Origin of the sequence: Anabaena cylindrica UHCC 0172, assembly GCF_034931625.1 — a bacterium.
GTDB classification, from domain to species: Bacteria; Cyanobacteriota; Cyanobacteriia; order Cyanobacteriales; family Nostocaceae; genus Anabaena; species Anabaena cylindrica_A.
Map to the genome: position 1 here is coordinate 1 of NZ_JAYGGY010000048.1, position 20207 is coordinate 20207.

The 20207-nt window shown below is 44.1% G+C and carries 20 protein-coding genes and 23 tRNA genes; 31 read left to right on the forward strand and 12 right to left on the reverse strand.

Annotation, left to right across the window (positions count from 1 at the left end; genetic code table 11):
• Window positions 1-101: 101 nt before the first annotated feature.
• Window positions 102-278 carry a hypothetical protein gene (locus VB713_RS12295; protein ID WP_323311838.1) on the forward strand — a complete coding sequence of 59 codons (177 nt, stop codon included), beginning with the start codon at window positions 102-104 and terminating at the stop codon, window positions 276-278.
• A gap of 379 nt (window positions 279-657) precedes the next feature.
• Entirely contained in the window at window positions 658-1224 is a 567-nt protein-coding gene (locus VB713_RS12300; RefSeq protein WP_323311839.1) for a helix-turn-helix domain-containing protein, read from the forward strand.
• A gap of 168 nt (window positions 1225-1392) precedes the next feature.
• On the opposite strand, the gene VB713_RS12305 is transcribed toward VB713_RS12300, so the two are convergent.
• Window positions 1393-2181 (reverse strand): Rpn family recombination-promoting nuclease/putative transposase, encoded by a 789-nt coding sequence (locus VB713_RS12305; RefSeq protein WP_323311840.1) that lies wholly within the window; start codon window positions 2179-2181, stop codon window positions 1393-1395.
• A 688-nt stretch (window positions 2182-2869) separates the two neighbouring features.
• On the opposite strand from VB713_RS12305, the gene VB713_RS12310 reads away from it, so the two are divergent.
• Complete coding sequence (locus VB713_RS12310; RefSeq protein WP_323311841.1) at window positions 2870-3466, forward strand: hypothetical protein; 597 nt, start codon at window positions 2870-2872, stop codon at window positions 3464-3466.
• A gap of 167 nt (window positions 3467-3633) precedes the next feature.
• Here VB713_RS12310 and VB713_RS12315 read toward each other — a convergent pair whose 3' ends face one another.
• The 9 genes from VB713_RS12315 to VB713_RS12355 form a co-directional block, all read right to left on the reverse strand.
• On the reverse strand, window positions 3634-5661 hold the full coding sequence (locus VB713_RS12315; RefSeq protein ID WP_323311842.1) for a hypothetical protein: 2028 nt from the start codon (window positions 5659-5661) through the stop codon (window positions 3634-3636).
• 71 nt (window positions 5662-5732) lie between these two features.
• Window positions 5733-6317, reverse strand: a complete 585-nt coding sequence (locus VB713_RS12320; protein ID WP_323311843.1) for a hypothetical protein — start codon at window positions 6315-6317, stop codon at window positions 5733-5735.
• Window positions 6318-6387: 70 nt separating this feature from the next.
• On the reverse strand, window positions 6388-7068 hold the full coding sequence (locus VB713_RS12325) for a hypothetical protein (RefSeq protein ID WP_323311844.1): 681 nt from the start codon (window positions 7066-7068) through the stop codon (window positions 6388-6390).
• The gene (locus VB713_RS12330) at window positions 7068-7277 is read right to left on the reverse strand and encodes a hypothetical protein (RefSeq protein ID WP_323311845.1); all 210 of its coding nucleotides are present in this window, start codon (window positions 7275-7277) and stop codon (window positions 7068-7070) included. Before VB713_RS12330 ends, VB713_RS12325 begins: the two co-directional genes overlap by 1 nt.
• Before the next feature lie 68 nt (window positions 7278-7345).
• Complete coding sequence (locus tag VB713_RS12335; protein ID WP_323311846.1) at window positions 7346-7519, reverse strand: hypothetical protein; 174 nt, start codon at window positions 7517-7519, stop codon at window positions 7346-7348.
• 12 nt (window positions 7520-7531) lie between these two features.
• On the reverse strand, window positions 7532-7795 hold the full coding sequence (locus VB713_RS12340; RefSeq protein WP_323311847.1) for a hypothetical protein: 264 nt from the start codon (window positions 7793-7795) through the stop codon (window positions 7532-7534).
• A 27-nt stretch (window positions 7796-7822) separates the two neighbouring features.
• Window positions 7823-8179: a hypothetical protein gene (locus VB713_RS12345; RefSeq protein ID WP_323311848.1), complete on the reverse strand. Its 357-nt coding sequence runs from the start codon at window positions 8177-8179 to the stop codon at window positions 7823-7825.
• A gap of 241 nt (window positions 8180-8420) precedes the next feature.
• Window positions 8421-9050 carry a hypothetical protein gene (locus tag VB713_RS12350; protein ID WP_323311849.1) on the reverse strand — a complete coding sequence of 210 codons (630 nt, stop codon included), beginning with the start codon at window positions 9048-9050 and terminating at the stop codon, window positions 8421-8423.
• 5 nt (window positions 9051-9055) lie between these two features.
• Window positions 9056-9415, reverse strand: a complete 360-nt coding sequence (locus tag VB713_RS12355; protein WP_323311850.1) for a hypothetical protein — start codon at window positions 9413-9415, stop codon at window positions 9056-9058.
• A gap of 282 nt (window positions 9416-9697) precedes the next feature.
• Between VB713_RS12355 and VB713_RS12360 the strand changes: the two genes are divergently transcribed.
• The 28 genes from VB713_RS12360 to VB713_RS12495 all read left to right on the forward strand — a co-directional run bounded on the left by VB713_RS12360 (window position 9698) and on the right by VB713_RS12495 (window position 18525).
• Window positions 9698-9880 (forward strand): plasmid partition protein ParG, encoded by a 183-nt coding sequence (locus tag VB713_RS12360; protein ID WP_323311851.1) that lies wholly within the window; start codon window positions 9698-9700, stop codon window positions 9878-9880.
• A 148-nt stretch (window positions 9881-10028) separates the two neighbouring features.
• Window positions 10029-10646 carry a Uma2 family endonuclease gene (locus tag VB713_RS12365; RefSeq protein ID WP_323311852.1) on the forward strand — a complete coding sequence of 206 codons (618 nt, stop codon included), beginning with the start codon at window positions 10029-10031 and terminating at the stop codon, window positions 10644-10646.
• 39 nt (window positions 10647-10685) lie between these two features.
• Entirely contained in the window at window positions 10686-10988 is a 303-nt protein-coding gene (locus tag VB713_RS12370; RefSeq protein ID WP_323311853.1) for a fertility inhibition FinO-like protein, read from the forward strand.
• A 762-nt stretch (window positions 10989-11750) separates the two neighbouring features.
• Window positions 11751-14861, forward strand: coding sequence for a plasmid replication protein, CyRepA1 family (locus VB713_RS12375; protein WP_323311854.1), 3111 nt, complete (start codon window positions 11751-11753; stop codon window positions 14859-14861).
• Between the two features lie 761 nt (window positions 14862-15622).
• The gene (locus VB713_RS12380) at window positions 15623-16180 is read left to right on the forward strand and encodes an HNH endonuclease (RefSeq protein ID WP_323311855.1); all 558 of its coding nucleotides are present in this window, start codon (window positions 15623-15625) and stop codon (window positions 16178-16180) included.
• A gap of 205 nt (window positions 16181-16385) precedes the next feature.
• Window positions 16386-16460, forward strand: a tRNA-Asp gene (locus VB713_RS12385).
• Between the two features lie 87 nt (window positions 16461-16547).
• Window positions 16548-16622, forward strand: a tRNA-Cys gene (locus tag VB713_RS12390).
• A gap of 5 nt (window positions 16623-16627) precedes the next feature.
• Window positions 16628-16726, forward strand: a tRNA-Ile gene (locus tag VB713_RS12395).
• 3 nt (window positions 16727-16729) lie between these two features.
• Window positions 16730-16800, forward strand: a tRNA-Trp gene (locus VB713_RS12400).
• 5 nt (window positions 16801-16805) lie between these two features.
• Window positions 16806-16882 (forward strand) — tRNA-Glu (locus VB713_RS12405).
• Window positions 16883-16976: 94 nt separating this feature from the next.
• Window positions 16977-17064, forward strand: a tRNA-Ser gene (locus VB713_RS12410).
• 6 nt (window positions 17065-17070) lie between these two features.
• Window positions 17071-17144 (forward strand) — tRNA-Arg (locus VB713_RS12415).
• A gap of 6 nt (window positions 17145-17150) precedes the next feature.
• A tRNA-Phe gene (locus VB713_RS12420) sits at window positions 17151-17224 on the forward strand.
• A 9-nt stretch (window positions 17225-17233) separates the two neighbouring features.
• Window positions 17234-17308 (forward strand) — tRNA-Asn (locus tag VB713_RS12425).
• Between the two features lie 5 nt (window positions 17309-17313).
• Window positions 17314-17387 (forward strand) — tRNA-Gln (locus VB713_RS12430).
• A 5-nt stretch (window positions 17388-17392) separates the two neighbouring features.
• A tRNA-Leu gene (locus tag VB713_RS12435) sits at window positions 17393-17491 on the forward strand.
• 4 nt (window positions 17492-17495) lie between these two features.
• Window positions 17496-17572, forward strand: a tRNA-Pro gene (locus VB713_RS12440).
• A gap of 7 nt (window positions 17573-17579) precedes the next feature.
• Window positions 17580-17653 (forward strand) — tRNA-Leu (locus VB713_RS12445).
• A gap of 20 nt (window positions 17654-17673) precedes the next feature.
• Window positions 17674-17751: transfer RNA gene (locus VB713_RS12450), tRNA-Leu, on the forward strand.
• Between the two features lie 5 nt (window positions 17752-17756).
• Window positions 17757-17831: transfer RNA gene (locus tag VB713_RS12455), tRNA-Lys, on the forward strand.
• 5 nt (window positions 17832-17836) lie between these two features.
• Window positions 17837-17910: transfer RNA gene (locus tag VB713_RS12460), tRNA-Leu, on the forward strand.
• 1 nt (window position 17911) lies between these two features.
• A tRNA-Met gene (locus VB713_RS12465) sits at window positions 17912-17989 on the forward strand.
• Window positions 17990-17992: 3 nt separating this feature from the next.
• Window positions 17993-18069, forward strand: a tRNA-Thr gene (locus tag VB713_RS12470).
• Between the two features lie 33 nt (window positions 18070-18102).
• Window positions 18103-18198 (forward strand) — tRNA-Val (locus VB713_RS12475).
• A gap of 6 nt (window positions 18199-18204) precedes the next feature.
• Window positions 18205-18277: transfer RNA gene (locus VB713_RS12480), tRNA-Arg, on the forward strand.
• Window positions 18278-18283: 6 nt separating this feature from the next.
• Window positions 18284-18357, forward strand: a tRNA-Ala gene (locus VB713_RS12485).
• A gap of 5 nt (window positions 18358-18362) precedes the next feature.
• Window positions 18363-18436, forward strand: a tRNA-His gene (locus VB713_RS12490).
• Window positions 18437-18442: 6 nt separating this feature from the next.
• Window positions 18443-18525: transfer RNA gene (locus tag VB713_RS12495), tRNA-Ser, on the forward strand.
• 169 nt (window positions 18526-18694) lie between these two features.
• On the opposite strand, the gene VB713_RS12500 is transcribed toward VB713_RS12495, so the two are convergent.
• Together VB713_RS12500 and VB713_RS12505 are read right to left on the reverse strand one after the other, a co-directional pair.
• Complete coding sequence (locus tag VB713_RS12500) at window positions 18695-19480, reverse strand: hypothetical protein (RefSeq protein WP_323311856.1); 786 nt, start codon at window positions 19478-19480, stop codon at window positions 18695-18697.
• The coding region (locus VB713_RS12505) for a hypothetical protein (RefSeq protein ID WP_323311857.1) at window positions 19473-20207 on the reverse strand (735 nt) is incomplete at its 5' end. The genes VB713_RS12505 and VB713_RS12500, both read right to left, overlap by 8 nt.

The following is a 20207-nucleotide window of genomic DNA, read 5'->3' on the forward strand; positions in this document are numbered from 1 at the left end:
AGTAGGCATTTCCAGACCATCTTGCAGGTTTTTACACGTATCTCGGCTCAATACCAAATAAATGTAAACTCATGAACAAGTTTATACTACTGATTCTAGTAATGACCATCAGTTATTTTACAGCGGTCAAGCCTGATGCCAATTTCCTAGACACAGCTTGGAGAGTTATAGTTCTGATTGAAAAAGTGGAACAATTGTGTGGAAAGAAGCCTGAAAAGAAAAAGTCAACTAACCGTGAAGGAAAGATAGCTGAGGATAAAAAGCTAGATAAAAAATAGTTGCTAGTAGTCAACGTTATCCGATTATAAATACGAGATAATGTTGGCTACCTATTTTTTAGGATAAGCCAGTAATTTTCACTTCGGTTTTGTCTACTTGTCCAATTGGGTTAGCCTCCGAGATACCCCAATTGGTAAACGAAAGTGCCATTTCGTTTACTCCCTGACTGTAGACGAGCATTTTTAAGGAACGGTTAGATTCTCGCCAAATACCGCCAACCTAAATCTCGCCTGGGGGATACGGTCAAGCTCCGACTTCTGAGGGGGTGCAATAATACCTCCAGCATTGTGTTTTTCTCCATTGACCACAAATTTTTATAACTTCGTCAAATATCGCCAAGAGGACGTGTTAGGATTTGGCGAGATTGGCGAGGTTTATATGAACAAGCAAGAAGCAGCTGAATTTTTGGGTGTCAGTGTCCGGGCGTTGGAGCGTTATGTGCAGCAGGGACGGATTAGCGTTAAGTATGAGAAAGGGAAAACCCGCCCCACTGCCAACTTTGAACAAGCTGAACTAGAAGCTTTTCGAGAGGAGTTAAATCAACCTACTGTCAAGCCAGCTTTTGAATCTAGCCAAACTGCGACAGATGAATCTCGTCAAATATCGTCAGAGAGTGAATATCGCCAAATATCGTCAGACCAACAGCAGGAGACAGGTATTGCAGTGCAAACACCTGGCGAGATTACGGAATTTGGCGAGATTGCCACAGTTGATAAACTCGCCTCAATCATTGAGGGATTGTTGAGTTCATGTGAGAATCAACCAGTAGTTGCGATTTCTGATAAGCTGCTGCTGACAATGGCAGAGGCACAGGCGTTAACTGGGTTGTCTAGGGAATTTCTCAAGGATGCAATTACCTCCGGTGAGCTAAAAGCCAAAGTGATTGGTAAAGGTTGGCGGATTAAGCGCAGTGACCTAGATGAGTATATTGACAAGCTATTCTGATTCTCGCCAAATAACGACAAGGTAAACCTCGCCAATAGCATAGAGCAAGCATCAACATTTGAAACAGTGGCGAGATTTGGCGGGAAAGAACAGATGCTAGGAGGAAAAGTTTTTCGTAATAGCTTCTCCATTTTGGCGATCTCGCGAGATCGCCTTCTTCTAGGCACTCTACTGTGCAGCAAGCCGGATAACCTCTACATCAACATTAAGCTGTTGAGCAATCTGCTCCACGCTCATCCCCGTTTTTAGTAACAGGGGAACGGTAAGTTTCAACATTTCAGTTTCCCGTTCTTCTCGTCCCTCAGCTTTCGCTTCCTGATAAACCCTTGTTTGCTCTAAAGTCAGTCCCAGCATAGCTTCCACTTCCTCTCTACTCAAAGACGAAAACTTGTAAACCGCAATTGTGGTAATAATATCTATTATTTCGTTTTTCGGCAGTGCGTCCGTTGACTCTAATTGTACCCTCTCAATCAATAGACGAGCTTGAAGAGCCATCTCTTTCTCTGAGGCAATTGTCAACTGCATTAAATTGATGCCTATTGGCAGAGTACTGGGAGTACCTAACTCATCCAAATAAATTCGCTGCACTTGGTCGCTGTTTAAAAACATTCGATGAGTTTTTGTATCGCTTGGTTCTAAACTGCGTGAGGGAAAAATTACCACGCAGTACCAGTCATCGTAGTTCGACTGATTCCGGTTCAAATACATGAGCGACTCAGTAAAGAAGCGATGATAAAGAGCTTCATTTTTCTGAAATTGAACTTCTGCAAAAAAGATAACTCTCGGTTTTGCGCCTTCTGGAGGTAAAAAGACTCCATCAATACGAAAAGCGGTTTCTTTCACCTCAACCGACTCAAAACGATAGTTCTGCGCCTGTTCAGTCCGGTAATCAACGAGTTCAAAAATTAACCCAGGAAACCGCTTAAAAATTTGGTAATAAATGGTGTCGCGTTTCACAAAATCTGCCTGAAAATTGCTTATTATTCTCTATTAAAACAACAGCATCGACATAAGAGTCGATTTAGGGAAAGATGAAAATTTGCAGGTGGTGCTAGTGAGGGCGAGCAACTACACTACGCCGGAGGTGAGCGCCCTCAGTGCCAATCAAAGCGCCTGTTGTGCTACTACCAAATAAGTACCTGAGCAAAATTAATTGAATATTTTTGGAAGAAATAAAAATCCCTGTAGTGCTTATCTGTTCCCTATTCCCTGTTCCCTCTCCTAAATGTACAATTTATTTTGCACGACTACTTAACACCCGCTTTGTGTCTGGATAAAAGCTAGAGTAACTTACTTGGTAAGGCATTTTAGTTTACTAATAAATTACAAGTATATTAAAGCAAGTAACTTTTTAAAATAATTATCTGACTGTAGCTTAATTTATCTGCTACTGTAATTTACCTAATTGATAATAACTCCTGGTTACTTGCCTGATTCTATCTAAGTACAACACTAATTATTACTTATATATTTACAGTCAGACACTTAATTTTAATAGTAGTTTACTTTAGGGTTTTTAAGTCAATTTAGTAATCCACTAATTTAAAATAGTACGCTACCATTAAATTATAGGTAACTTAATTTAAGTTGCATTTGTTAAAATGTAGTTAACTTTCACATACTACTACTAGATAAAGCAGAGTACATGGCGACTCAAGAATGGTTGAACAATCACGCTAAAGTCACTGCCTACCTGGACTTTAGCCTCTACGCTAGTTTAGAAAAGTGGATGCAAAAACACAAAATCAAGAAAGCATCCCAAGCTCTGACTATTATACTTGAGCATTACCTTGAGGGTAATATACCTATTGAGGTTATGCCAGAAAACCTCGAACAAGAGGTGAAGCGGCTGAAAGTTAAAACCACCGAAATAGATAGCCTAGAGGCAACTGTTGCTGAACAGCAAAGCGAGTTTAATGATGAGATAAACTCACTCAGGACAGAAATTGATGAACTACGACAAGCCCTTATTAATGCGGGGTTATCATCTTTAAAAGAGAAGGTAGAAGATATTCCTAGAGGACAAATTAAGTTTTCGTATTCTGATGAAGATGTAAAACTTGGGCTTACCAAAACTGACCTGTGTGAGAGGATAGATATCAACGGCAGCACAATTAATCAATGGGCAACGATGCTCAATCTTGACCCTGATGAGTACCTATTGGAGTTGACAGGCTGGAAGAAACCGCCTAATAACCGTCGATACTTCCCGGTTAAAGATAATGAGTCTAGCCAAAAATAATCAGCAAAAACTAGCTAGTACCGCTTTGCTCCCTTCGTAATTCGTAATTGATAATAGTAGCGACCGGAGGCACTATTACGAATTACGAATTAGGTAAAATCCCTCAGCGAATACTGAGGGATTTTACATTGCATCAGGTCAGTTTGATTAAGCACGAAAAAATTGTACTATTCTTTAATTTTCCCAAAGCGCTTTTCTAGTGCTTCATACCAAGGCTTTGCTTTCTCCAAGAATGCTTTACCACCAGTGCCACACCCAAAAACATCACGACTAGCAGCAGTAACACCCAACCTCAATACTCGTAGCCCCTTCCATATTGCTTGCTCTGGGTTGATAGTAATTAGCGCTATCACTTCACTTACTTCACCACAAACCACACCCTTGAGCAGTTCCAAAATCCTGGTTATGGCTTTGCTTCGCTCATCTGGGGGAAGTACTTCACAATCGCTATAAGCCTTTTCTTCGTGTACTTCCTCTACTTCACCAGACACTTCATTTACTTCACTGGTTGGTTTTGTTTGGGGACGTTCTAGATTAAATTCTAAATCCCAGATTCGCTTTAAAGTTTCCATATCCATCGTCGGGGGCTGCTGAACCTCAACCGTTTGGTTAGAGTTGAAAATATCAACTCCTTTGTACTTTATCAAGTTAGGCAATAATCCCATTTTGATAGTGCCAGCAGTAGAGAAAACCACTGGGATATGTTGCTCTTTTGAAGTGGTGATTAGTCGTTTACAGGTGGCGATAAATGCCCGTCGTGTCTCTTCATCTGGCATCACATACTGATTTTTAATAATAGACTGAAGGACGCTAAAACCACCTTGTTCTAGTCCATCTTCATCAATACTGACCAACCCTTGACTAACAATATTTAAGTTGTTTCTAATGTTACTATCTTCAGCAATTCCCAAGCTGGCAAGGTTAAAAGTTTGTGTGTCTGCAAACAGGGAACAATTAAATTCTCTGGCAACAGTCACAATATCAGCTAATTTAGTTTTTACCTGTGTGTTCCACAGCTTTTGGTGGCATTGACTCAAGTCATTGTGGATTGAGTACCAATCAGCCAAGATTAACCGCACAGGTTTGGTTTTAAACTGTTCTCTCTCATGTTCTGGGTATTTGGATCTCTTGATAAAAATCCTGTGTACAGTTTCCAATGCTTGCAGTGCTGTTGATGGTTCGCTGGGGTCATAAATAAATACTTTCCCCTGTTCCCTCAGTCCGTTAAAACTGTCATTCTTCCGAGCAATAACATATACATCAGCATTAGGGAACTTTTGAAATAACTTAGTTAACCAGTATGCCTGTGTGACTGACTTACCAGCACCGGACGGTGCAGCTAACAAGGTACTGAGTTTGGAACTAACCAACTCATCAACAATTCTCTGTCCTATGGCTAAATCATCTCCAGGGGGTGAGGAGGCATTGCCAGATGTAGGCAAGCCAAAGGTTGACATCCCCTGAGAATCCCCTGTTACCTTGTCCCCGCTGCGGGTAATGTCATCGAGTGATTGTCCTGGTAGTTGTGCCACCGGTTGACCCGTTAATTGTTGGGTTTGACGTTGTGCTTCTGCCTCAGCTTTTAACCTTACCTGTTGCTGGTACACTGCCAACTCTTGAGGAGTCATGGCTGCCAACTGTGCGGATCTCACCCGTCTATCCTCACTCCACTGGTGAAACTCATAATCAAGCTGTGCAGAATATGCTTCCTTGTGCATTCTTAGCCCAGCTTGTAGTTTGGCAATTAACCAACCAATTTTTACCTGTTCCCTGTGCATGGGTAGCAGTTGCACTAATCGGTTTTCTCTGGCTTTGGATAGTCCATAGGCAGATGTCATTAACAAGGTAGCAGCTATGCCCCAAGCTGGTTTATCTGGGTTACTGGGGGGAATTGTTCTTAGTCTGGTTGCCTTTGATGGTAAAAAGTTTTCAGCCCTTTGATAGTCTGGGTTGGTTGGGGAATATGCCTCAGCATTAAAATCCGACTCCGGCATAACATAGATTTTTGATGGGGTGCAGTATCTCCCCCGGTTGGCACTACTTACCACTTCGGGACGGAAGCAATACTCAATCATGTTTACTTGAGTACCCGTGAAAGATTTAGCCCCGCAGAGTAATCCTGCGAGCGCTAAAACGGCAACGGTGGTATTGTTGGCACTCCCAGATTTTAGGTAGTCGTGAAACTTTTCTTTCATTTACTCCCCCCTTACCGCCGATTGGGAATAATCACATTTGAAACGGAAAAAATAGACGTGAAATTGTGCTTTCATCTATTCCCCTTTGCGGCTGCTACCAGTCCCAAAATGATTAACGCTGCACCCAATCCCCACACCCACACTAGGTTATTTTGTGGAACTGGCTTGACTTCGTACTCTCTCACCTCTTGGTAAAATCGCTGTTTACCTTCCTTGGTGGCATGGGAGAGGTGGCGATATTCATCAAATGCTATCCACAGTCCTGCGCCTACACAGACTGTCTGAGTCGTGGCCACGATAAAATCTTTGCTGATGTGAAATTGACCATCGTAGGCAAGTTTGGTTAAGGCATTGGCTAGGAATACGCCGACAACGATGCTGGCAACTGTACCGGATGCTAGGGCATTAATACCCAGTGCGGTCATGGTGCTAATACCAGCGTTAACTGCAAAGACACCCAATAGGGTAGAGAGTGCTTTGTTTAACAGTTGCTTGTTTTCTAGAACTTCCTTGATTGATTCCTCTAACCTTTGTCCATCAACAGCTTCGGGTGTGGTTTCTTGCTGTGGTGTAGGTTCTCCCCAGACGAGAGGGGTTGATGATTGGGAGTTAATATACTGGCTGTTTGCCTCGAACTGCGATAATAAATCAAACATATTGGTGTGTTCCCATAGATAGAAAAACCCAGACGTGCGTTTACATCTGGGCTTTGAACTGCTTGGGGCATTAAATACCCATAAAATTCTTGAACCAGTCCCCGACTTTGGATAACCCCCCAGTGCGTGAGTAGTTGGGTTTGGGTATCCTGTCTAGTTGAGCATCGCTGCCTTTGCTCCACAGTGCTGCTGTGACTGCGTTCTCATAGGCAATATCGGCACTATCTTGGGCATCACTTAACTTATAGGAGGCTTTGAGCATATCAGCTTCGTGTTTGGCGATCGCCATTAAGTCAGCCGTCGCTCCTGATATTTCAATCAGTGTCACCCGTTGGGTGTGTCTGGTTGCTTCTGAAGTTGTAGAGTTAACGTGTTCTTTTTGGTGTTCTAGCAGTTCGTTTTTCATCTTCTGCTCAGACTGAGTACTGCTGTTAATCGCTTTGATTGTCTGAGTTCCAGTTTTCTGAGTTAGCTGTACCAGTTCGCTGAATGCTTGGTTGATATCTCCGGTGGTTTCGATGATTTTTTTATAAGCTTCCAGTGCCTTGGGTAAATTGGCTTTGGCAACGTCTGAAAGTCTAGCCATGTCGGATATTTCTTTAATGGCATTCTGCTCACCTTGCAATGCCTTATTGAAGGTTTCTGGAGTGACACCAAACAGTTTACCCATTGATGCCAACACACCAGGAGCTACTGCGGGTATGTGGTTTTTGAGTTTGGCGGTTCCGTAGTTGCGGGTTGTTGCAGCCATTATTCAACCCCCATCTGATATTTAGCGGAAATTTCACCAAGGCGGTCGCACAGTTCCTTTAATTGAGGATCATCTATTTCTAATCCCTCTAAAGTGCCTTGGTGGAATGCTGCTGAGATTTCCGCACACTTTTCTGGGGTGGTTCTCCAGATAAGTTGTGACTCTGGAAAACCTACTTTGTTAACGTCGTTGTGTGGGTAATTGGTCATAAGATTGGGGTAGATAATATTAAGTCTCGTGGCGATTGCATTTGATTGGTAGTCTGTGCGATCGCTCTTTACTTCTGGGATGCTTGCCAAGCTTGGTTAACAATTGCCTGATCCGCTTCACTTCTGCCTAAGTCGGGTTTGCTTGGATCATCCCGGCTGATTACTTCTGCTACCTGTACCGCTAATTGTTCAGGGACTCCGGCATTAACCAAAGCTGTTGTGTGGTTGGGGTTGATGGTCATTGCTGCTGTTCCTCAAAACAAAGACATCTGTAAATGATTACCAAGAACTACGGAAGCTTTGGCGTTCATGCCCTCAACCTCTTGAACTCTGGTCAATAATTTGTTGCGGTTGAGTTTTATATCTGCTGTTTTTCTCTGTCCAGCAAGGGGACGGAAGCAATACTGGGGATGGTTAATAGTTCCGTCTTTATAGAGATAGTGGTACAAAATACCTTCAATTTGGTAAACCTTTGCTTGAGTAAGTAGGGTACTGTCATGGACGGGATTAAGCTTCATCGTCGTCAATCTCCCATTCTTTTTGATTCACGCTGCAAACAGTTCGAGTTGGGTGTGGTTAATGATTGGGGCGTAATTCTTCCAAGTTTTGCGGAGCAACTTTCTGGTGCTACTCCAACGAAGTTCTAAAAGGCTTTCCCCATCTAGGTCTAGGGTGAAAACAGCACCGTCACAGACAGCAAGTAGACAATTATCGGAGCATCTGGAGGAGATCGCCCAAGCACCTATGATTTTTTCGGTGTAGTCGGATTCGTCATTATCTTCGAGCAGTCCGGTGTAGGTGAAGCCTTGGTTTAATAAAGCAGTGGCAACATGGATATTTTGGGCATTGAACCAGCATGGTAAATAGGTGCGGCGGTTTTCTGGGTAATCTTTATTAGCCATTGGTGCAATTCTCCTAGTAAGAATAATTTGCGTAATGTCCACCCAATAAAGTGTTAACGGCTTTCGCCATTAAATTATTTAGTCCATCAAATACGCTTAAAAGTCCCATTGGTTTATCCTCCAAATAATCGAGCTATTGTTTCTAAGCAGTAGTTAAGTAGGTCGAACGGTAACAGTAATGGGTTAATCTTGGTATTCTTCCTAGAAGCCTTTACCCTTGCTAATTGGTACTTTTGCGCCTCTAGGACTGTAATTTTTTTCCCAATGCACCCATAGCAGCGTCAATTTCTGCTTCTAAGTCGGTGCTGTCTGGTGTGTAGGGTGTAATTTCTTTGGCCAGTTCTACCAGTCCGTTAAGTGTGCCTAGATATTGGGCTTTAGTCCCCATCCAGTTTTGATTTAACTGCTCTACCAGTTCAGAGTTACTTGCCTTAATTGAGTTGACTACCAGGTGATTTCTGACTTGTCCGAGTGCGTCAATTAGTTGCACTTCTTCCCCAATCTGACGGGTGATTAAGTCTGTAATTGTGGGGTTTGACGCTGGTGTTCCGGCTGTTCCAGATGTTCCGTTGAGGCCTTGGGGTTGGCTTGTGGTAAGTGTTCCGGGCTGTTCCGTTCTCTGTTCCGCCTGTGTTCCGTGTTCCGGTGATTGTTCCGGTTCTGTTCCGGTTAGTAGGGATTGGGGAAGTTTGGCACAGATGAGGTCAATGTCAATTTTCGGAACAGCTTTCAGAGTGTCGAAGTCGTTAGGGTAAATTGGTGCGATCGCTAATCTCAAAGTCTCCTCACTAACTCCAAAGCGATCGCACAGTTCAGAGATAGTAATAGTTTCTACCTCTATGGTTTCTGGTTGGGTTTTGGGCTTTGCCATTGGGTTTACGCTCCTTTGCTCAGTTGTTTAACAGCGTTGTTATATGCGTACTTGGAAAAATAAGCGGGATTTTGGCTGATTGCTTCTTTTACCAATTCAGTGCGGGTAAGGTGTGACATTAGGCGGCCACATCTGGCAACGCACCAACATTGATAAGGGCTGAGGGGTGCTTCTCTAAAAGTTGTTCCATCTTTACGCTTGGGGTATGCTTCCCGGAAAGCTGTAACTCTCCAGAAAAGCAAGTTTTCCCACACGCAGCAGGTTGAACGCGCTACGCCCAATTCATTAGCTAAACCTGTTTTTGTCATGGAGAAATCTGCAAAGAAGTCGAGGTCAGTTCCTCCTTTGCGCCGTCTTGGTTTCATAGGTTATGGGTTAAATATCAGGTAAATATCAGCGTTTATTGGTACAAATATCGGTTTAGGTGTCCAGTCCAATCGCTAAAACCCAGGGGGTGTATACGCTTGGGTTACTCGTCAGACATTAATCACTAACCGTTGATTGCTTGATTTACGCTCATGAAGCTATATTATCCTATATGGGATGTTTATGTAAATATCCCATTAATACCAAACATCCCAAATTAAGATTTTTTCTAAAAAGACGGTTAATCTGGGGTATATATACCATCAGTGATATTTATCCCTGTGACTGCTACAAAGGAAAAATCAGAACCTATCCCAAGTCTTAAGGTTAATTTCCCCGACAGAAACTTAAGAGACAGGTTTAAAGCTGCCTGTGCGCTTAACGGGAAAAATATGAATGAAGTGATTATCGAGTTTGTGCATCACTATGTAGAGGAGAACGACCCAACGCAAAAAGCATCATAACCATACACAGGCGATAGCTTCTCTTTTGTACGAGACGCTCCGTGTTGGCGTAGCCTGTTCACAGGACTTACGCTCTCCGTAGGTATCGCCAACCGTAAACACCAAAAACCACAGCCGGACTATGAAAACTAAACAAGGTAGGTAAATTATGGTTCAAGCCTTACCTAAAACCAAGCTAGTAACCTTTGAGGAGTTTGCTCAATGGAAACCAGAAGAGGGACGGTATGAACTGCATGATGGGATAATTATTGAAATGTCACAGCCACTCGGAGGACATGAAGAAGTTAAAGGTTTTTTAACTACGGAGTTAGCCTTTGAATATAGACGATTAAATCTGCCTTACTTCATACCTAATCAAGCATTGGTCAAACCACCTGATAGCGAATCAGGTTATTTACCAGACGTTCTGTTACTGAACCGTCCCAACTTGATCAACGAACCTTTGTGGAAGAAAGAATCTACAGTTACTCAAGGTGCATCAGTCCCCTTGGTAATTGAAGTTGTCAGCACAAACTGGCGTGTTGATTATTTGACTAAGGTTAAAGATTATGAGGAAATCGGTATTCCTGAATATTGGATTGCTGATTACTTGGCTTTGGGCGGTAGACGATTTATCGGTAGTCCCAAACAACCAACTATTTTTATTCACGAATTGGTTGATGGGGAATACCAAGTTAGTCAGTTCAGAGGTGACGACCGGATAGTATCGCCAACTTTCCCAGAGTTCTCCTTAACTGCTAACCAAATTTTTCAAGCGGGTAGCTAGATAATTACTACCAGTTCCCCACTTACACAGGATGTATCTATGGTTCAAGGAAAATTAGAACTAACTATCAAAATCAACGAACTCCCAGAAGCTAAAACGATAGAAAACGGCTGGCAACAGTTCGAGGTTGATTGCGATGGTCGTATTATTAGCGTCACAGTCAAGCCCAAAGTTTGGAAGAAACTGACTGATGCACAAGCCAACTATCCCCAGTGGGTAGGAGCGATTGCTGGCAAGCTGGGAGAAGCCACCGATAACGGCTTTGTCCTGTTAGAGCCAAATATCCAGACTTTTGAGAAAAAAGCGAAGGCAGAAGCGACAGCTGCGGCTGGTGCTACTTGAGCAAAAGCTTGTATCACAACGGGGTAATCACAGCTTACACAAGGGTTTCACCAGCAGGCTTGATTACCCCATGAACCACTATCAACAGATGTAGCAAAATTAAAAGTTAAAAATCAAACAAATGTTAGATTGCATGAGTGCAAAACTTCTGTATGATCTGGCTAATGCGTAAATAAAGCGAGTAATGGAGGTGAAGAGATAGGTGAAGAGATAACATCGCCAAAAATGCCAAAAGGACAAAAAGCATACTTTTAGTACACGCTTTGTCCCTTCATACAATTGGCACATCTGACTTTGCTCAATCAATCAGAGCGGGGTAAATTTCAAAGAAACCAAATAAGTGGCTAGAAAGTTTAGCGGCTTTTCCACCAATTGGATTTCTTGAGATTAAATTGTGCTGCTCTCCAAAGGGGAGGGCAGGAGGCATCTCCTATATTATATTGATTGCTGCGACATGAAAAGACTTCCGACTGGAATATTTTTAGAAAATAAATGATCTGACTCAGGATTTACGTAAAAAATTACTGTTTAAGACAAGGTATAAAGTGTGGGATGTCCCATTTAATAAGAATTCCGGCGTTTTATCTACCATCTACTCAAACTCCCAATTTTTATTAGACAACCTGTGTAAGTCCTAAGATTATTTATTCCTCGCCAAAAAATCAGCCAGCATCAAGAAACGCAGCAAATCTCATAAATATGTAAGTGCAGCACGATTACCCCCTCTGATACTCAATCAACCAAGTATCCGAGGAATCTACCGTGTTAACAGAACAACAACTTTTCATCTCCACACCAGAAATAGCTCAACCCCATAGGGACGAATGGTTAGAAAGCGCCATTGATCCAGAAATCATTTCTCTCAACTTGCGATCGCTCTGGGGAACAACCCCCTACGAATATTTGCTCTACAGCCCCAAAATCTCCCGCCGCAACGACGGACGCTTACGGGATGGGGACTTAAAGAAATATCGCCACATCGAGTTAGGAGGTTGGTGGTGTAACGGCGTAGACCCCTTAAACAACTACCAGCAAATGCTGTGGGGATGCTTCAAACCCAACAAACCCCGGCGTGATCTACAGAAGATTCATAAGATAATTAAATACGAACATCCCTACAAAGAAGCAACCAGGGCATTCTTCCTGTACGTCACCGAGAAAATTTGGGCAAAAATCTCAGACCGCTGCGGTATACCCATTACAGAAGAAGATAGACTTGATCCCCGTGGCTTCTGGTATTGGGTTTGGCGGCATAACGTCCCGTTAATCATCTGTGAAGGTGTTAAGAAAGCAGCTGCGTTATTAACTGCTGGTTATGCAGCAATAGCAATACCTGGAGTCAACAATGGCTACCGCACCTCAAAAGATGAATATGGTAACACCATTGGTAAGCCCTACCTCATCCCTGAAATTCAACACTTTGCTACACCTGGTAGACAGGTAAATATTTGTTTCGACCATGACAGCAATCTAGAAACTCGCAAACGGGTAAGAACCGCTATTAACCGCATGGGCAGCTTACTCATTGGTGCAGGCTGCGAAATGAGAGTCATAGATTTACCCCCAGGAGCAGAAAAAGGAGTTGACGACTTCATTGCTGCTAAGGGTCAAGACGCATTCCATGCTTTGTACAATACTGCCGAAGTGCTAGAAATGTGGCAAATTCGGCTGTCTACCCTACTAACTTATCCTCCAGCGATCTCTCTCAACCAAAGATTTTTGGGAGAAATTCTCATCCCCGCCAGTGAAAAACTCATCGTCCTCAAAGCCCCCAAAGGCACAGGTAAAACCGAATCGCTCACCTTGGAAGTCGCCAAGGCACACGAAAGAGGGCAGAGGGTACTGGTTATCACCCACCGCATTCAATTAGGTGAAGCCCTGTGCAATCGTTTTGGCGTTAACTACGTCACAGAAATTCACGATTCCGAAATAGGGGACTTACTTGGTTACGGTGTCTGTATTGATTCGTTACACACCAACAGCCAAGCCAAATTTAACCCTAATGACTGGTCTAATGATATCGTGATCATCGACGAAGCCGACCAGGTATTCTGGCATTTGTTAAACTCTGGTACTGAAGTATCTAAACGCCGTGTCTCTGTCCTCAACAACCTTAAACAATTAGTTCAAAACGTCCTCAGCAGCCCACAGGGGAAAATTTATCTGTCCTCTGCGGATATCAGTGATGCGGATGTCAATTATATTCTCTCCTTAGCCGGAGGAATTCATATTAAGCCATTTGTGATTGTCAACGACTACCAACTTGAATCTGGCAACTGCTATAACTACCAAGGTAAAGACCCCAGAAATTTAATTGCGGCACTAGATATGGCTATTGCTCAAGGTGGGCATCATTTGTTGTGCTGTTCTGCCCAGAAAATGACATCAAAATGGGGGACACAGGCTTTAGAAAAACGCTACCAAAGCAAATTCCCGCACTTACGCATTTTGCGAATTGACGGTGAAACAGTGAAAGACCCCAATCACCCTGCTTATGGGTGTATTGCTCACCTCAACGAAATTCTCACGGAATATGATTTGGTTATCACTTCTCCTAGCCTAGAAACTGGGGTATCTATTGATATTAAGTCCCATTTTTCAGCAGTTTGGGGCGTTTTTCAGGGGGTACAGCCGGTTAATTCGGTGCGGCAGATGCTGGCACGACTGCGAGAAACGGTTGACCGCCATATCTGGGTGCGAGAATGGGGATTAGGAGTAATTGGTAATGGCTCTACTTCAATGGGGGTACTGTTGGCCAGTCAACACGCGATGACACGGGCGAATATTGCTCTGTTATCGGCAGCAGATAATACTGATTACAGCTATATAGATGAAAATTTCCAACCTGAATCTCTCCAAAGTTGGGCAAAGCGGGCTTGTGTGATTAATGCTCAAATGAAATGTTACCGTGAGGCTGTGCTACAGGGTTTGGCAGATGATGGCTATACAATTCTTGATGCTTCTTACCTATTATCTTTTACAACACGTAATCAACAAGGATTAGCGGCTGATGGCTATACAATTCTTGACGATTCTGAGTTGAACTCAGTTGCAAATAAGCAGGTGTTGAACTCGGTTGTAAATGAGCAGGTGTTAAACTCGGTTGTGAATGAGCAGATAGTGAATGAAGTAAAAACTGCTGTTAATGAATTACAAACAATTGAGTGTGAAGAAGTGGCTTCATCTCAGACACTTACCAAAGCAGAATTCGATAAGTTACAAGAGAAACGAGCTAAGACTAAGAGTGAACGTCAACAGGAACGTAAAGCTGAATTAGCGCAGCGTTATGGGGTGGACGTGACACCGGAACTGGTAGGTAAGGATGATGTTGGCTGGTATCCACAGTTGCGGCTGCATTATTATTTAAGCCTGGGGCGTGAGTTTTTGGTAGGCCGTGATGCTAAGAGGGCTAAAGCGCAGGTTGTTGCTGGTAATAATGCGATTTGGAAGCCTGATTTTAACCGGGGACAGTTGCTACCTGCGGTGATGTTATTGGAGGAATTGAAGATTTCGCAGTTGTTTAATGGTGATGTGGAGTTTCGGAGTTCTGATGTGGAGTTGCAGAAATTGCGATCGCTTGCTGTACAACATAAGCAGGTGATTAAAAACTACTTGGGGGTTTCTATTTCCCAAAAGGATAGTGCGATCGCTATCTGCCAGAAGTTCCTGAAAAAGTTGGGAATGAAGCTGTCCTATATTGGCAGGTTCGGGTCGAGAGAAAACCGGGAACGGGTTTACCAGTTTGTCCCACCCCAAGATGAGCGAGGAGTGATTTTCCTTGCTTGGCTACAGCGGGATGAAGCTACGAGTGCGTTTACCCAGGAAAATGTGGTGGATGTTAATTCTGTGTCCACCCCTAATAATAAGAGATAAATACATGAGTTATGGACACCAGGACACAATAACCTTGGATACATGAACCCTGGACACATGAAACCTGAACTCATTAACCCTGGACACCAGGACACAAACTCACCAAACGTTTCCCAAATTTTAAATAGGTGAAGACTATCACCTCATTTTGTAGTTCAACTTTGTTTGACGCTCCACGTATTTCGCTATGTTCCGCATGGAGTCTCCTTAGCAAAAATCAGGACTTACGCAAAATCTTTCTCAAACGCCCATTTTCCGTGACCTCTGCGCCTCGAGGGGGATGCCTGACGGCACGCGGGAGCAAACGTTATTTTTGTACCTTGATGTGAGTCTTAACAATAAACGTGTAATTTTATACTTCTAAAATTTGTAGTAGACAAATAAATACTACAAATGTATTATTGAAATAATCTTGATTACAAATACTACAAAAATTTAATGAGCAGCAGATTCTCTTCAACAATTAGTAGCGTGGTGCATTGCCGACCCTATCGGGGTTCAGGCAGAGCAGTTTCGTTGCGAGAAACAGCTAGAGTCTATGCACTGTTGGCGTTTGAGGGAATGTATCTGTTAATCGGCGATAAATCTATAAGCCTGGGGATTTTTGGCGCGTTAGCCTCTTGGCTGAATCCAGATCAACTAATTCAAAGCGGGGGGTGCAAATGTTTCATAGCACCGAAATAGGGCAAAAAGTATCAACAAACAGACCCCCGCTTTTGTTCACCAGAGGCGGGGGTTATTTTTTAGGAGTGAATTAACTAATGGAAGCTCAACCACCTTTTCAGCAAACGCACATACTACAAAATTCAGTTGTGGTGTTCTCTAAAAACTACCTACCACTATCACGCATCAACATTAAGCGTGCAATCGTGCTGTTAGTTACAGGTCAAGCAGAATCATTGAACTTTGATACTACAAAGCAATGGGAAATTCGTTCTCCCAGTGTTGTACTACAAGTACCTGAACACATCCGCTTGACTGTTGGTAATCCTGAACGGCATTGGAAAGTACCACCTGTAAACCGTCGGGAGGTTTTGAAGCGAGACAACCACACCTGCCAATACTGCGGTAGCACAAAACGTTTAACCCTCGATCATGTAATACCCCGTTCCAAAGGTGGACAGCATACCTGGGACAACGTTGTAACGGCGTGTGACAAGTGCAATTCAACTAAGAGCGATGCCTGCGGCGGGCGTAGCCATCGCCTTCCACATGAAGCTGGAATGGTACTTAAAACCAAACCCAAAGCCCCAATTCACCCAGCAGTTGCATTTGCCGAACAGTTCTGGAATGCACAACGCCTAGCTGAGAAGGAGTAATTTACTCCCTTAAACCCAGTCATAGAGGGCAATACAGCGATTTAATAACACCGCCCTCTGATTTCTGAAAAAAAATTTGTAGTATGCCCTTGACACTTTTGTAGTATATAATGTAGTATATATGTAGTGGAGCAAAAGAGCCTCAGCAAAAGGCAAAGTGCTAACACCTCCGAACCATGAAAACTAAATAATTGCCACCCAACGTGGGGGTGTAACTCAGTTGGTTAAGAGTGCCTGTCTGTCGAACAGGAAGCCGCGAGTTCGAGTCTCGTCATCCCCGTGTAGCCTTGTGGACGAATAGATAAGTCGCTTTGATTCTCAGTCAAAGAGAAGCGGGTGCAACTCCCGTCAAGGCTTGCAAATGTGTGTCCGAGTAGCCAAGAGGGAAGGCGTTGGTCTGCAAAACTAATCATCGTGGGTTCAAATCCCACCTCGGACTCCAAACATTGCAGCGTCACCTAACGGTAAGGTACTCGGCTCATAACCGGGAGTATGTGGGTATCTCCTTCGGAGACGCTACGCGAACAACTCCCACCGCTGCGACCAAATGCACAGATGGTGTAACGGAAGCATAAGGGTCTCCAAAACCTTTGGTCATGGTTCAAATCCTTGTCTGTGCGTTGATGGTGCAGAAGCGAAGTGGCCGAGCGGCACGTCTTTCAAGCGTGTAATTAGCGGGTTCAAGTCCCGTCTGCACTACCAAATTTATGGGTCGGCTCGCCTATTGGTGTAGGTAACGGTCTGTAAAACCGCCGCGAAAGAGTGTTGCGGGTTCAATTCCAGCCCGACCCACTATGGAGAGATTGCCATTGGCAGGGCAAGCTGTTTGCTAAACAGTCGTGGGATTCAGCATCTCACTGTGGGTTCGACTCCCTCTCTCTCCGCTGCGTGAGAACGTGGTGTAACTGGATAACATCTCAGATTACGAACCTGAAGAGTGGGGGTTCAACTCCCTCCGTTCTCGCCTTATCCCCTGGTAGCTCAGTTGGTAGTAGCGCCTGTTTGAAGAACAGGAGGTCATCCGTTCAATTCGGATCTGGGGGACTGGCACATTGCCCCATAGCTCAATGGCAGAGCGATGCGCTGTTAACGCAGGGGTTGTAGGTTCAAATCCTACTGGGGCAGCCATTTATTGGGAAGTAGGCAAACAGGCAAAGCCGTCGCACTTTGAATGCGAAGTTTGAGGGTTCGATTCCTTCCTTCCCAGCTTATACTCCTGTAGCCCAATTGGAAGAGGCGGCTGTCTCAAAAACAGTCTGTGTACGGGTACTGCTCCGCAGAAGCCAGCTACAACTCCCGTCAGGAGTACCAAAATCGGGATGTAATTCAGTGGTCTAGAAGCCTTGTTTTGGGGACAAGGAGCCGTAGGTTCAAATCCTACCATCCCGACCATTTATTTGCCCTTGTGACGAAATTGGCAAACGTGCTGGTCTTAGAAACCAGATTTTGTGGGTTCGACTCCCACCAAGGGTACTGGGTATTTACCCAACTATGCTCTCGTGGCGAAATTGGTAAACGCTTCCGTTTGAGGGACGGAATTTTTACAGGTTCAAATCCTGTCGGGAGTACCAACTTTGGGCGTTTGGCAGAACGGTTATGCGCCTGACTTTTAATCAGGTTGAAACAGGTTCAACTCCTGTAGCGCCCCCCAACCAAGCCCCTGTGGCGCAATTGGCAGACGTATCCCGCTTAAACCGGGTTTGTTGCAGGTTCGACTCCTGTCAGGGGTATCGCGGAGATTGAGCTATGGTGCGCTCTGAGGTCTCATAAGCCTTCACATACCGGGTTCAAATCCCGGCTCCGCTACCAAATGCTGGTGTAGCTCAATGCGGCAGAGCAATCGCCTTGTAAGCGATCGGTTGCAGGTTCAACTCCTGTCACCAGCCCCAGATACGAGTTCAAATCTCGTCGTCCGCTCTCGTAGCCCTGTAGCTCAATGGTGGAGCAACTGTCCTACAAACAGAGGGTTACAGGTACTGCTTCGCAGAAGCAAGCTACAAATCCTGTCAGGGCTACCAATTTATGGGAGTGTCGCCTAATGGATAAGGCATCGCTCTTCTAAAGCGACTGATGTAGGTTCAAGTCCTACCACTCCTGCTGTATGGGGTCATAGCTCAACTGGCTAGAGCATCCGTCTTGCACGCGGAAGGTTAGGGGTTCAAATCCCCTTGATTCCACTGTGGTGTCTGAAGTCAAAGCGGTCGCGGCGCTGGTTTGTGGAACCAGTCATAACGGGTTCAAGTCCCGTCAGATACCCTGAATGGAAGATGCCGCTAAATGGTCGGCAACCGGTCTTGAAAACCGGGGTACAGGCAACTGTAGGGGTTCGATTCCTCCATCTTCCGCCTTCCACCAGAAGCCGAAAAGTGAGGCGCTGTGCTGATAACACAGATACAGGAGGGGCAGTACCTCCTTGGTGGATTTATCAACCTTGCGAGAAGACCCCAAGTGCAACGCAGATACTGGTTCAGGGCAGGAAGCCACGGGTTAACGCCATGTGAAACCCGTGGTACTTCACTTAGGTTCAGTACCCAACTTTTTTTCCACCCGCTCTAACTTAGTATTAGTCCAACCAGTCCTTTCCCAAATAGCGGATAAATAGCTATTAATCTCAGGAGACATCCTCATGGGAATAAATTGATTAACTATCACAAAAAAAGCTAAAGTAAAAAAAGTAGTACCAAACATTACCACATAACTTTGAGCCTGATAATCAGAGGGAAAAACCTCCTTCTCTATTGTTTTGGTTCTGAGTGGAGACTTCTCTAACTCCTGAATAGCCGTAGTCAACTTGTTCGTATGATTGACCAATTCCGTCCACCTTCCCTTCAAATCGGATATCTCGCTCTTTAGCCCTTTCAACTCTAAACTTTCTAACGTCGGCGAGGACTTGGGCGTATTCTGAAACTGCGACAGCAAGAGAGTTAATTCCTGCCTCAAATCGGCATTGCTCCGCTCGTACTCGTGCCAAGAGACTCCCTGATTCTTCAATTCCTGAGTCAACAATTCGATAGTCGCCATAGCTTGACTCAGGAGTTGATTCTGGATTAAATTCGTTTGCGCCCATGCTTGTAACTCCGCCCTATCTTTTTCCCTTTCAGTCTTTTGTGATAACTTAAAACTTTCAAATTCCTTATATAATCTACCCAACGCCGTCTTCACCTCACCCAATTCACTTGTTCCCAAAGAAAGGGAACTGGAAGCAGTAGAGATATCGCTATTGGTGCTATTGGTATTGTCGTTGTTGCTATTGTCGATATCGTTATGACTGCTATTGGTATTGCGTTTATTATTATTCATGGGCTTTTTTTCTCCCCCGACGAGCTTTAGTTTCAGTTACTTCTGACGTATTTACTTCTGACATATTTGCAGTACTCCCACTCGTCGAAGATACAGCAAGATTTACCTCTGCTGCTGATGATTGACTCACCACAGATTTATTCATATCTGCCGATGATGCTAATGATGATTGACTCACCGCAGATTTATTTGTTTCTAATTGCTGTAACCCCAAATAAACAGCAGCCTTGTCCAGTTCCGGTTTAGCCTGGTCTAAAAACCCACTTACCAGCAAATAATCACCAAACGGAAAACCATTCTCCTCAGTAGCCGCAGAGAAAGGAAAACCCTTCTCAATCAACATATCAAAAGTTGAATACTCAAGCTCAGGCAACTCAATCTCTACACCTTGCAACTCCGATATAGCAACTCTAGTTTTACTATTATCCCACCGTTGAAAACCTAACCCCTTATCCCAGCAGAGATTCTTCACCACCACATAATCAGCTTGATTACCACAGAACTCAACCATAGCCTTCAAGCTAGTAATCACCGAATAACCTAGATTCAGCACCGTCACCAGAGACACCCGATAACCCAAATCACCAGCAATCTTAAACAGCCCAAACTTACTGATAATCTCCCTAGTCTTATTACTAGAAGCCCCCGGCATATCCACAACAATAACATCAGGGTATTGAGCCGAGATACGTGTAAAAACCTGCAAGATGGTCTGGAAATGCCTACT